The organism is Hungatella sp. L36 (genome assembly GCF_014288035.1).
In genome coordinates this window covers 31824-44776 of the sequence record NZ_JACOPC010000021.1, presented here as the reverse complement: position 1 = coordinate 44776, position 12953 = coordinate 31824, and the positions used below count along the sequence as shown (strand labels likewise).

Genomic DNA, 12953 nt, shown 5'->3' with positions numbered 1-12953 from the left:
TAAGTGTTGGAAATCCACTCATATAATCAGCTCTATAAGCTTATTCTTCTTTCTTCCGAAACGCCATCGGGGTCTCTCCATAATACTTTTTAAAGTACCGCAGAAAGCTCTGTACATTGTTGTATCCCAGCTGTTCTGCGATATCCTTAACTTTCAGTGCCGGTGTCTGAAGAAGCAGTCCTTTCGCTTTCTGCATCCTGACGTAAGTAATGTACTCAAGCACCGTATATCCCGTCTCATCCTTAAAGATTATACTCAGATAACCGGAAGACAGGAAAACTGCCTTCGCTACATCATCCAGAGATAAATCTCTCATATAATTCTCCGCAATAAAGGAAACCGCCTTTTCCACATTAGAAGAGTATGTCTTCTCCTGCCGGTTGAAATTAGCCGCACAGACCTCTACAATCTCCTCCGACATTCTTACAAGATCCTGTATGCTGTCCACTCCGAATACCGCTTTAAATATATCTTTTTCACTCACACCCTTCGGCAGTCTGCCGCCCATATCGAGGACATTCCGTACCAGGTTATTGCAAATTTGAAAATATACGAATCGGGTATACTGGATATCCCTGGCCTTGTTGCTTAAATCCTTTGTAAGCGCATGAAGCGTCTCCAGCGCTTCCTCCCGCTTTCCCTCCGTAACATAACGGGTAAGCCGGCTTTCCGCCTCTTTGCTGTAATACTCATTCTTATATTCTGTTATTGGAGCGTCCTCATGGATAAAGGCATTCTTACCAGTAAAAAATGTACGTTCCAACGTCCCCAGTGTCTCCGTATATACCAGATTCATATTTTCTCTGTTTTTAAATCCACGGCTGACACAGCAGGTAAATTTTAATCCTTTCTCAGTTTCCAGGCGTTCTTTTACCCCGCTGATCTTATCCAGAAATTTCTCATAGCTTAAATTAGTATTGAAGATGCCCACAGATCGTGTGGATGTAAGACCTGCAATAAAACCGTCTATTTCAGACTCGTCCTGTAGCAGCCTGTTAAACTCTGCAATTATCCCGGAAGATTCTTTTCCGCTGCCGCACTCTGTAACTACCAGGGCATTCATCTCAAAGTCCATAGCCTGATTCGTCAGCCGCCTCAGATATTCAAAACGCTCTTCATCAAAATATTCCATCACCAGTTTCCTGATGGAATCCCGTACAACAGAAGGAAAGGCATACGCCTTATCGTTCTGGAGTTCATTTACCACATCCTCAATGAGGCTGTATTCATTGGTCACCGGCATCGCCTGACTCTTCACTGCCAGCCCCTGAAGCTTATGCCCCAGCCGTTTCAGCGGTTTATAGACATACAGGGAACAGAGATAGATAATAACGCTGGCTATGGCAATCATCAATATACTGACTATAATAATCGCCCGTGTCACATGGCCCGCTTCCTGGGACAGATAGGTGTAATCCTGTACTGCGGCCAGCGATATATCGGATATCGAGGATTTGTGCTTATACAGCATCAGCTTCTGACCGCCAATCTCAAGCTTCTCACTGCCTTCCATCTGCTTTTTTAGATTCTCACTGATAAGCGGGCCGATCTCGTCTCCTCCGTCTACAGATAAAATATCGCCGTCATCAGTCAGCAGATAACTTTTCACCATCTCCGTCTCATTGCCGATCAGCAAGTTCGCGGTAAAGGCGTCTTCCTTTAAGGTCAGGATAATATATACGTCCTTCTCTCCGCGTACCGGTTCAAAGGTCTTGACAAATTCAAGCGTTTTTCCTTCTTCCCCTCTCGTTACCACGAAGGAATTCTGATTGTGATACCGGTCAAAGAATCCGTACTCCTCTATCGATACCTTGGTCTTTTCATTGATTACGATTCCCCTTTTTACATCGACCAGCCTGATTCCTTCAATCAGGCTGTTGTTGGAACAGATATTTTGAAAATGCCTGATCATTTTAAGCATCATGGTAGGCTTTTCGTAATAAGATTCATTCGTCATCAGAAATTTGAATACGTTCTCTTCTCCAATAATTACATTTACCGTTTCCTCCAGCTGCTTGATGCGCTCGTCCAGAGCCGCACTCTTTTCAGCAACCATTTCCTCATTAAACGCTGTCATATTCTTCAAGATCATTCTGGAACTGTACGTACTGCAAATAAATGAAATCAGACAGATAAAAACAACAGTAATAAATATATTAACCAGATAAAGCTTATAGAAATTTATACTTTTGGATGATAATCTTTTTTTATTCATTAACTTTCCCCCAATACGCATAACTATATCAGAACGAAATACAAAAAGCAATTATCCCCTGTTCAGGCACTATCTCCGCCTTTATGGCTTCCACCCCCGGAACCAGATTATAAATCCGCTGGGATTTATAGGGAAGATGAAACACTCCGTTCTCAACATTTACGTGCACCCTGGAAGCCCGCTTCTCGATTGTCATGCCGCGCTCATCCCATACCGCATTTTCCGTACGTCCGGATACCAGCGGAAGAATAAATCTGGCATTCTGATTCACATTTATCCGCACCCTGACACCCCCGTCTTCAAAGCTGTACTCCGCATCATATGCGCCCCCGTCCTCCAGAATATGGTGATTGATATCCGTCAGCCTTCCCTTAACCGCAATGACCGTTCCAGCCCCAGTCTCTGAAAAGATCATTTTACACCTGCCGTCATATAAACTGCTGTATACCGTTTTACCATCCAAAGCCGTACACTCCAGTCTCGGAGTGACACACTCATGGCGGCCAAACCGCGGAAGCTGCATATTATTGGCTTCTCTCATGGTATACTGACTCATCCCTCCGCAGATCACCAGGCCTGCCCTCTCATGCCACAGCAGTGTTAATGTTCCGCCTTCTGCGTGCCCGCCTTTTAAATTCACGTACTCCCAGTCATAACCCGTAACCGTAGCAGTATATTCCCCTCCCGGTATCAGATACGTATCCGTTTCCTCAATATAAACCGTTTTTTCAAGCCGCATCCGGGGCAGGCGGTCCTGCTTTGCCCCCTCCTTATTCAGCTGCTCCTGCTTCTCCAGTAATTCTTCAAGTCCCCGGTCCAGAATACCAGCCAGCACTTTCGCATGGCTGAAGGTATGGTGGATGCAGGCATATTCCCCCATCTCATGCGTATAAAGTCCGCCATATAAACAGCCGTCATGAGTGCACGCCTCCAAAAGCTTGAGATTCTTATAGGCGCCTGCTGCAAAATCAGGTTCCCCGTCTGCTGCGAGAAGATATCCCAGGGCACATCCCTCCGAAGTACGGCTGCCCCAATAGGTCCATTTATAATTTCTTGTTCCAAAGCTGTTGTCAATTCCTCCGTCATCCAACAGAAACAAAAGCTGACGTTTTAAGGCCCTCTTCCCGATTTCCTTCCATTCTTCCTCTCCGGAGGCATAAGCATACTGGATCAGGGCAGGAAGCGATTCCTCCAAATTATAACCAATATCAACCGGGCGGCATCCGCGTCTGCTGTAACCGCTGACAGGACGCCCTTCCCCAAAAAGAATCCCGCTGTCCGAAATATTTCCGACCGCCCTCCGAAGCAGTTCACTGCCCCTGGAGGCATAGCGCGCCTCTCCCAGCAGATCACTGCATAACAGCAAGGCAAGGCTGTTGGTAATGCAGTAGTTAATATTGCACACTTCAAATTCTTTAAAAGTGCAGAGAAAATCTGCAGCTCTGGCGATTCTCTGCTTCCACCTTTCGTAAGTAACAGAGTCCAGCAGATGCCCGTGAAAAGTAAGCGCTTCAGTCAGCTGTATCACACTGAATACCGTAGTTCCCTTCCAGTCAGAATTTGTGTCATTGACATAAGAACCATCTTCCCTGGATACCGTATTCTCTGCCCAGTCAAAAAGCATTTTGGCCGCTTCCAGATAACGGCTGTCACCATCCGCATCGGCCAGATACAGAAATGGATAAATCGCATCGAAGCATCTGCCGTGAATTCCCGCACAGGCAGGACAAAGGATTCCTCCCCGCAGTGCAGGATCATTCACAGACGTAACCTGAAGCTCCAGCAATTTGTCACACCATACTCTTAACAAATCCCCGCATAACCCCATTTCTCACCTCATTTTTCCCTATTAACATAAACCGGCGACAGATAGGCCCACTGGCGATTTTTCTGTGATACTTCGATATGGTATATATCACAGTCTTTTTCCGGTGTGCTGTCCTCCAGTTCAAAATCAAATATATACTGTGATTCCGGAACTGCCTTAAAGATCTTAAAAGCCTGTGAATGATAGTATTCCATATGGCTGGTATACCCATATTTCAACAGTTCCCCCACCGTAGCTGTATAGGTTTTATGATTTATTTCGAAGGTAACCTTAGTATCTAAATCTCCCTGTACCTTGAGAACTACTGACGAGGTAGCCGGATGAAGGGTTGATTTATTACCAACGGTATCGCATCTCCAGACAAACTCATTCTCACTCTTCCGTTCAGAGCAGGTCTCGATATGATTAATATTATCCGCATCATACGTCTCATCCTTCGAAGGTGCAAGTACACTTCTCCCCCGGAAATACGTACGGCAGTCCACAATGGTTCCTCCCTCTGTCCTGCACATTCCGTTCCAGCGGTACAACGCCCCATTGCCCCATCCCATTTCCACACGAATTTTATAGCAGCCTTCTTTATTCACATCCTGGAACATCTCGCCGTTTATGATATGGTACGGTTTTAGGTTCTTATATAATATGATCTTGTCCAGGACACCTTCTGTCTCAACGTGTGCGGCAATTTTCCTCTGATTTGCCGTGATTTCACTGCCCATATACGAATCATTCACCTTAAAATCGCACAGAATCCGGTCTCCCGTCAGTGCGTAAGTTCTTCTTGACTTAATCGCTTCCCATATACTCTCTCTGGTTTTCTCTTCCGCAAGTACTGCCGCAATTCCGTCTCCGTATGATCCGGGGAATCCGGCATGATGGTCTGTAGATGCCACAAAGCCGAATTTATGTCCCTGGCGCAGTCCTTCATCTGCCATATTTCTGGTATCCCTTGGCCCCATGTTATGGTAGTACGGGTAATCTGCGTCCTCACTCATAGAACATCCGTGCTTGGAGTATACTTCTACAACTGGAGAGATGCGGCTGTTAAATTTCCTCCAGTCGATTCCCCTGTAATCCAGGGTATAACCGATATGGTGAGGAATGGCTATCGCATCTTTGCCGCAGTCATTGACCAGTTCTTCCGGCGAATCCCTGTAAATAAGCGGGAGCTCATCGTCTATGGATAAGAGGTGGTGATCCCCGTATTCTCTCGAATGAATCTCATATCCCTGAAAAGTGACAAAATCAGCACTGTTGGCCTCCGCCACATCTTTTCTGATCTCTTCCCAATGATCTTTAAGCTTTTGAAAGCCCTCCAGATGAAAGTTTACTACAAACTCGGTTTCCGGAGCCTTTTCGTACATATCCGGCCACATGGCATGACCTGTAAATGCACAGAAATCCAACTGACTCTTCGCGCATTTAATCGCATTTTCAAGGCTTCCGAAACCATAGGTAATTCCGCAGTGATTATGTAAATCTCCAAAATAAGTATTCATATCCGACTCCCTGTATTAGAAAATATTTGTTGGATGTTTTAATTTGATAAGAGCTTCCACAAAGAAATAATCACCGTAGATGATCGGTACATTCACATGCTTATTCTTTGCATAATTAACGGTTCCCTTTTGAATCAGCCCCTGAGTCTTTTCTGAAAAGTCAGCGTAGTTCTCGTAAAGGCTCTTTAGGATAATCAATGCCTTTTCATAATAGAATTCTCTCTCCACACAGTCCTCCATCAGGCTGCATATCTCCAGCAGACCGCTGGCAGCACAGGCGGAGGCGGAGGAATCCAGCACAGATCTGTCTTTGGCTTCTGATCTGAAATCCCAATACGGGACCTGATCTGCCGGCAGATGAGAAAGAAAATAATCTGCCGAATTCTTTGCAGCCGTCAGATACTCCGCCTTCCCAGTCTCCCGGTATGCAAGCGCCATCCCATAGATCGTCCAGGCCTGGCCTCTGGACCAGGCAGAATCTCCATCCTTCCCCTGGCCGCCCAGATTCTCAATCTTTTCTCCCGTGTACGGATCAAAACTGACGATATGGGCAGATGTATTGTCAGGCCTGATAAAGCAGCGCAGTACCGTATCCGCATGTGCTTTCGCAATATGGTAAAATCGCGGGTCCTTACTCTCTCTGGAGGCCCAGAACAGAAGCGGAATGTTCATCATACAGTCGATGATGGCCCACCCTCTGGAGCCCGGATTCACTTCATCGGTCCAGGCCCGGATAAACTGCCCTGCCAGGTTAAAACGTCCCGCCAGATGACTGGCGGCTTTCAGCCCCCTGATTCTGGCCTCCTCGCTGCCCGTCAGCTTATAGTCAATCACCGCTGAGGGCAGCCACATAAAGCCAACGTCATGATGGAGGGTTACGAAGCCATCCAGTACCTCATCGAGCCTTCTCTCCAATCGTCTCGCAAGCCGGAAGGCATTCTCATCTTTTTTCTCCTGATACAGGAGCCACAGCATCCCGGGCCAGAAACCGGAAGTCCAGAATGAGGCGCCCTGGTCATTATAAATACCGTCGTATTCTACATGAGGAAAATGTTCTCCAATTCCCTCCATATTTCTTTCAATCTTTAACAGCGACTTTTCAAGCGCTTCCTCGGTCCAGCTCATCCTTTACGTCTCCTGCTCCCATTTAAAATAGTCCCCGTGTTCTTCATGAAACCTTCTGCACGCCTGATGCATATTCTTAAGAATATCCTGATACGCCTCGTCTCCCGCCACATTCTTCATCTCATGAGGATCAGCCTCCAGATCGTACAGTTCCTTTTCATAGCTGCTGTCAAATACGTATTTATACCGCTCCGATATGGCGGCCCGCCTTACAGTCCCGTACCCCGGATTCCCTGAATACTGGGAATATACAATCCGCTGCCTGTCCGGCCCGGCCCCCTCTATGACAGGAAGCAGCGATACTCCGTCACCGCCTCCGTTTTCTATTCCTGCGGCTTCACAGATCGTTGGCTTTATGTCCAGATGGGTGACGACTCCGTCAGACCGCCCCGGCTTTCTGCCCGGCATCTTAACAATAAGAGGAACCCTTACGGCCTCCTCATACATCTCCATCTTCTGGTACATGCTGTGCTGACCTAAATGATCTCCGTGATCAGAGGTGAAAATAATACAGGTGTTATCCAGCTTCCCCATGGATTCCAGCTCCTTTATCACTCTGCCGAATATCTCATCAGCCATAGTGGTAAGTCCTAAATGGGCGGCCCATACCCGCCTCCACTGATCCCCGGTAATGCCTCTTGCCAGCTGTGCAGGAACCCCTTTTCTTCGAAGCGCCGGTTCCTGCTCCGCCGGTATTCCAATATTATCAGGAAGAATTATGTCTTCCGGTTTATACATGCCAGCGTAAGGTTCCGGAATTCTGAACGGCGGATGGGGCGCCCATAAATAGGTGAACAGCGCAAATGGTTCTTCACCTGTTCCCCTGAGAAACTCCAGGGACTTTTCCAGAAAGTAAAAATCCTTGAACTGCTCTGCCGGCTTATCCCAGAGGCTTACTTTATGGCCGCTGTAACGCTTATTCACGTATTTACCGTCTATCTCTTCCAATACTTCGATCAGCTCGTCCTGATTCCTGGCGGTTTTTAAGCCCCTGCCTGCAGCCCATTCTTCATAATCCTCCTGGTTCACAAAGAAGTCCAGCCCCTGCTGTCTCATAGGCGGCTGTATCCTGATATGATCGACCCCTGCATGGCCTACCCGGTACCCTGCTTTTTTCAGCGCCGCATGAACAGGCTCATATTCCCCTGCGGTTATTCCCTTCCAGTCGTTATATACCACCGCATTCTTCGTGGGATAGAGTCCGGTGGCCAGAGCGGTTCTGGCCGGTACGCAGAGAGGGCACGTATCATATGCCCGGTCAAACTGAAATCCCATGCGGGCGAGCCTGTTGAGATTCGGCGTTACCTCTCTCCCGCACTGTCTCATTCCAATCACATCTGCCCTCTGATGATCTGTCATAAAAAGCAGTATATTGGGCTTACTTACCATAATTACCTCCGTTCCTTCCTGTCTGGCGGCAATAGGCCGGAACCTCCTTTACATGCTCCGGATGTGGAACCCAGGTTCCCCGTTCCAGCGTATAGCCTGCCCCGACTCCCAATGCTGCCTTCATTCTCTTCTGAAATGCCTTTGCCCTTGCATCTGCTTCCTTCGGATCGCATACCGATAATAAGCGTCTCTCCCCTTCTTTCAGCAGCAGCCTGATCCCGCTGTCTGAATCAGACCGTGCCGCAAGGTCGCAGTTTTCTTCCGGATCCGCCTCCAGGTCAAACAACTGAGGGCTGTATCCGGTGTAATACACATACTTATAGTTATCCCAGCGAATCATAAACATACCGCAGGGCATTCCGTGCGCATGGTATTCGCTGAACGCAAAATCCTTTTTCTTTCCATCCCTGCCCTCCTTCATAAGGCAGTACAGGCTTTCTCCGTCGATGTGCTCCGGCTTCGGAATTCCCATCATCTCACAAACCGTGGGATATAAATCCACCAGCGTTACCGGAGATTTCACCTCTTTCGGAGTAATCAGCGGATGGTAAATCATCATCGGTATATGAACGGATTGTTCAAACATACAGCATTTCCACCAAAGGCCATGATACCCCATCTGCTCGCCGTGGTCACTGGTATAGATAACCGCTGTATTCTTCAGCAGATCCAGCTCCTCAAGGGTATCCAAAAGAATCCCGATTCTCTCGTCCAGCGCGGCGACTGCCGCGTAATATCCGATCAATACCCTTCTGATCATCTCAGGCGTGGCTGTCTCGCCTTTAAAATAAGCCCTCAGACAGCTCAGCGGCTCATTCAGAGACGTGTAAGGCTCCAGCACACCGGCGGGAAGATCCGTCACCAGCTTCTCGTAGTAATCCCAATTTTCCTGTTTTACATAGAATGGAAAGTGGGGATCCAGATATCCGATGTTCAGATTCCACGGCTCTGTCTTAGTTCCATTTTTCTTCAGCCACGCGACAGCCAGACCCGTTACCTCATCATCGTGATCCGGTCCCTCTTTGATGCCAATCTTTTCAAACCGCTTCTCTGCATTGATCCGCCCGATCTTTTCTTCCCGGTAATAGCAGCCCAGATCGGGTGTGCTTAAATAGCCCGGCATTTCCAGCTGTGCAAATTCATACTCCCCCTCACTATGGAAATGTGTTTTTCCAAAATGGCAGGTAGGGATTCTCTGTTCATTTAAAAATTGGGACATCCCCCTGACAGTCCCATCATAGGGTGTGGAGTTGTCCCAGGTGCCGATCCGGTTGACATACTGCCCGGTAAACCAGCTTGCCCGCGCCGGAGCGCATAAGGGGCAAGTGGTATAGGCATTTTTAAAATTTACGGACATGGCCGCCAGCCTGTCCAGGTTTGGTGTTTTCACCAGAGGGCTGCCAGAACATCCCATAGCCGACCAGGAGTGTTCATCGGACATAATCGTTATGACATTCATAATACTTATCCTTTCACCGATCCCATCATGACTCCGGCGGTAAAATGCTTCTGTAACAATGGGTAAACACAGATAATCGGTACAACTGTAATAACAATAGTAGCCATCTTAAAGTTCTCGGGGTTCATGTAGACCTCGCCGCCGCTGTTTAAATCATTGGCCACCATGTCGATGATATTTCTCAGGACTACCTGCAGCGGCCATTTAGAATCCGTATTTATGTAGATCGTTGCCCGCAGGAATTCATTCCAGTGCTGAACCGCATAGAACAGGGATATCGTCGCCAGAGACGCTTTGGAAAGCGGCAGTATAATGCGAACCAGCGTTCTTATCTCGCCGCATCCGTCTATCCTGGCTGCTTCTATCAGGCTTTCGGGGATACTCTTAAAAAATTTGCTTAATATAAGTAAGTTGTAGACATTGACTGCCAGAGAGGCAATCAGGGACCATAAACTGTCCAGAAGCCCGAATTCCTTGATAACCAGATAGGTAGGAATCATGCCCCCGTTAAAAAGCATGGGAAATACAATAAATGCAGAAAGATATTTTCTTCCCGGAAGCGTATCCCGCGACAGAGGGTAGGCCAGCATGATCGTCAATACCATATTAACCGCAGTTCCCATAAGGGTAAGAAACACCGAGTTGAAGAATCCGGTAAACAGTATCTTCTTGGAGAACGCATAGATATAAGATTGTACGGTAAATCCCTGGGGCCAGAGATAAAGGCTGCTTAAACTGCTCTGGGCCGGATCACTGAAGGAATACATCACCACATACCAGAATGGATACACCATGATGATCCCTATGACTGCAAATAACAGATAGTTTAATATTGTAAATGGGGAAATCTTTTTATGTCTCTGCATTATACAATTCCTTCCTCCCCGAACATTTTGCTTATTTTATTCGCACTTGTAACGAGAATCAGGGCGATTACTGATTTGAAGGTATCCACTGCTGCTGCAAAGCTGTAGGAGCCTCGTCCCAGACCTTCACGATAAACATACGTATCAAATATATCAATACTTTCCATGGTAATGGGATTCTGAAGTACCAGAATCTGTTCAAAGCCGGCATTCATCACTTTACCGATACGCAGGATCAGCATGACGATTACAATGGATGAAATACATGGCAGTGTGATATGAAGCATCTGCTTAAACTTATTGGCTCCATCCATTTTAGCTGCCTCGTAAAGGCTCTCATCTACCTGCGTCAATGCGGCCAGGAACACAATGGTGCTCCATCCAGCCTCCTTCCATACATCGGAAAAGATAACCACCCAGAATATGGACCCCTTTTTAGCCATAATATTGACCGGCTCTATTCCCAGTGTGCGGAACACCTCTCCCGCCAGTCCGAAGACTGGTGAGAAAAGGTTCAGCATGATACCGCCGATCACGACCCATGACAGGAAGTGAGGGAGGTATAAAAAGGTCTGGGTCACGCGTTTAAATCTCATGCTTTTTATATCATTGAGGAGAATCGCCAGCAGAATCGGAATCGGGAAACCGATCAGGATCTTGGTTAAACTGATTACCAGGGTATTCTTCATGACATTCCAGAAATCAGAGGAATGTACCAATGCCTCAAAGTTTGCAAGTCCTACCCAGTCGCTGGCCCAGATACCTTTAAAAATGTTATAATCCTTAAAAGCAATTACCAGTCCGAACATGGGCAGATACCGGAATAATACAAAATACAGTAAACCGGGAACCATAAGAAGATAAAGCACTTTATGCTCTTTCATTGCCTTTGCCATGTCAGTTACTCCTTATTTCTTCTTATTTTTTTGCCTGATATGCTTCATCAAGGACTTTTGTCAGTTCATCACCGCCGCGGGAATTCCACTCTTCCACGAATTTCTCAAATCCGCCCTCTATTTCTGTTTCGCCAACAATCATTTCAATATATCTGGTATTCGTTATTTCCTTTAATTTCGGATAGATGTCATTTAATTCATCAATGAAGATGCCATCAACCGGATTCGGAGTGCAGATCGTATGTGAGAACTCAAATGCATCAAACAATTCCGGTGAAGAATGATCAAATAATACCGTGTTTCCAATAAAGAACTTGTTTAAATCAAGATCATTGGTTTCTTTGTCATCAATCAGTCTTACTAATTTATCGCCTTCCCATTTGTAATGCTCGCCTTCAACGCCATACTGGGCAAAGCGGTTTCCTTCTTCTGAAGTTAAATAGTCAAGCAGCCTTAAACAGGCGTCAATATGTTTGGAATCTTTGGAAACAAAGGTTCTCAGCCAGCCTCTTTCACTTGCCATACGGATGCCTACAGGATTGTCGCTTCCTCCGGTTAAGACCGGTCCATATACATGCTCGCCTTCCGGATACGCCTGAATAAATGGCTCATAGTAATTAGACCAGTTATTCTGATCAAAGATGTGGATCTTCGTCACGCCCGCACCAAAGATACCGGATTTAACCTTCTGCTGCCATCTCTTAGGATCATCCGTTACGAATTCCGGATCGATCAGGCCATCTTTATACATCCTGTTAAGGTAAATTAAAGCGTCCTTCATTCCAGGCTGAATCGAACCGTTAACAATATGACCGTCTTTTTCCATCCAGTAGTTCGGAAGGGCGCCATATGCACCGAAAATGTGGTCAAACCAGGAGGTATCTACATTCTGATAGCCGCCAAATGCAAAGGTATCGGCCGCGCCGTTTCCATCCGGGTCCTGTTTGGCAACTGCAGATGCAACTTCGTAGTACTCATCCAGTGTTGTCGGAACTTCAAGCCCCAGCTTGTCCAGCCAGTCCTTTCTGTAAGCAATGATCGATAATGGATTCGGATTCTTGATGCCTATGGAGTAGATATTGCCATCACTGTATCTCATTACATCCCAGGTTGCTTCATCACGTGCGTTCTTTAAATTAGGATAATTGTCCCAGTATTCATTTAATGGAAGAAGAATGCCGGAGGAAAGCAGCTGGCTCTCCATCGTCTCTGTCTCACACTGAATAATATCAGGACGTTCGCCCGAGGCCAGTAAAATATTTAATTTGTTGTCAAGATCTTTTGTCGGAACCTGAATGATCTCCAGTTCCGTATTGGTGGCTTCTTCAATCATCTTTTTGGCATAAGAGCCGTCTACGATATTCTTATTTGTTAAAAACAGTTTTAATTTGACAGGCGCCTCCTTTTCGTCAGACGCCTTAGCCTCTGTCTGTACCGTTCCCTCTGCCGCCGTGCCCGCTGTTGTGGAAACAGTCCCCTCTGCTTTCTTCACACCGCATCCAGCTAATGAACCGGCCAGTAAACATACTGACATAACTCCCGCCGCCGCTTTCAATACTCTTTGCTTTCTCATAAAACGAGTCCTCCTTTGTGCACATTTTATACTTTTTCATGTTTTTCATGTGCTTCTTTGTAAGTACATCATATATTTTTACCATTATTTTTTCAATTTATCA

9 protein-coding genes are annotated in these 12953 nt (G+C 46.6%); all 9 read right to left on the bottom strand.

Annotated elements, in window-relative coordinates; translation table 11 throughout:
- Positions 1-40: 40 nt before the first annotated feature.
- From H8S80_RS30255 to H8S80_RS30215, 9 genes are read right to left on the bottom strand one after another with little or no spacing between them, the layout of a single operon-like run.
- Entirely contained in the window at positions 41-2215 is a 2175-nt protein-coding gene (locus tag H8S80_RS30255; RefSeq protein ID WP_181988006.1) for a helix-turn-helix transcriptional regulator, read from the bottom strand.
- 28 nt (positions 2216-2243) lie between these two features.
- Positions 2244-4043, bottom strand: coding sequence for an ulvan lysase-like protein (locus tag H8S80_RS30250; RefSeq protein ID WP_117622823.1), 1800 nt, complete (start codon positions 4041-4043; stop codon positions 2244-2246).
- Between the two features lie 8 nt (positions 4044-4051).
- Positions 4052-5542 (bottom strand): DUF3604 domain-containing protein, encoded by a 1491-nt coding sequence (locus H8S80_RS30245; protein WP_117622822.1) that lies wholly within the window; start codon positions 5540-5542, stop codon positions 4052-4054.
- A gap of 15 nt (positions 5543-5557) precedes the next feature.
- Entirely contained in the window at positions 5558-6667 is a 1110-nt protein-coding gene (locus tag H8S80_RS30240; protein WP_117622821.1) for a glycoside hydrolase family 88 protein, read from the bottom strand.
- A 3-nt stretch (positions 6668-6670) separates the two neighbouring features.
- Entirely contained in the window at positions 6671-8056 is a 1386-nt protein-coding gene (locus H8S80_RS30235) for a sulfatase-like hydrolase/transferase (protein WP_117622820.1), read from the bottom strand.
- Positions 8046-9515: a sulfatase family protein gene (locus H8S80_RS30230; protein WP_117622819.1), complete on the bottom strand. Its 1470-nt coding sequence runs from the start codon at positions 9513-9515 to the stop codon at positions 8046-8048. The genes H8S80_RS30235 and H8S80_RS30230 overlap by 11 nt, the downstream gene beginning before the upstream one ends.
- Positions 9516-9520: 5 nt before the next feature.
- Positions 9521-10381, bottom strand: coding sequence for a carbohydrate ABC transporter permease (locus H8S80_RS30225; RefSeq protein ID WP_002601574.1), 861 nt, complete (start codon positions 10379-10381; stop codon positions 9521-9523).
- The gene (locus H8S80_RS30220; protein WP_025530131.1) at positions 10381-11277 is read right to left on the bottom strand and encodes an ABC transporter permease; all 897 of its coding nucleotides are present in this window, start codon (positions 11275-11277) and stop codon (positions 10381-10383) included. The genes H8S80_RS30225 and H8S80_RS30220 overlap by 1 nt, the downstream gene beginning before the upstream one ends.
- 22 nt (positions 11278-11299) lie before the next feature.
- Positions 11300-12850, bottom strand: coding sequence for an extracellular solute-binding protein (locus H8S80_RS30215; protein WP_002601576.1), 1551 nt, complete (start codon positions 12848-12850; stop codon positions 11300-11302).
- Between the last annotated feature and the right edge of the window lie 103 nt (positions 12851-12953).

Bases quoted from the DNA above. Each gene is read 5' to 3' on its own strand.
- H8S80_RS30240 (WP_117622821.1), bottom strand. From the start codon at position 6,667: ATGAGCTGGACCGAGGAAGCGCTTGAAAAGTCGCTGTTAAAGATTGAA.
- H8S80_RS30250 (WP_117622823.1), bottom strand. From the start codon at position 4,043: ATGGGGTTATGCGGGGATTTGTTAAGAGTATGGTGTGACAAATTGCTG.
- H8S80_RS30220 (WP_025530131.1), bottom strand. From the start codon at position 11,277: ATGGCAAAGGCAATGAAAGAGCATAAAGTGCTTTATCTTCTTATGGTT.
- H8S80_RS30255 (WP_181988006.1), bottom strand. From the start codon at position 2,215: ATGAATAAAAAAAGATTATCATCCAAAAGTATAAATTTCTATAAGCTT.
- H8S80_RS30245 (WP_117622822.1), bottom strand. From the start codon at position 5,542: ATGAATACTTATTTTGGAGATTTACATAATCACTGCGGAATTACCTAT.
- H8S80_RS30235 (WP_117622820.1), bottom strand. From the start codon at position 8,056: ATGGTAAGTAAGCCCAATATACTGCTTTTTATGACAGATCATCAGAGG.
- H8S80_RS30215 (WP_002601576.1), bottom strand. From the start codon at position 12,850: ATGAGAAAGCAAAGAGTATTGAAAGCGGCGGCGGGAGTTATGTCAGTA.
- H8S80_RS30230 (WP_117622819.1), bottom strand. From the start codon at position 9,515: ATGAATGTCATAACGATTATGTCCGATGAACACTCCTGGTCGGCTATG.
- H8S80_RS30225 (WP_002601574.1), bottom strand. From the start codon at position 10,381: ATGCAGAGACATAAAAAGATTTCCCCATTTACAATATTAAACTATCTG.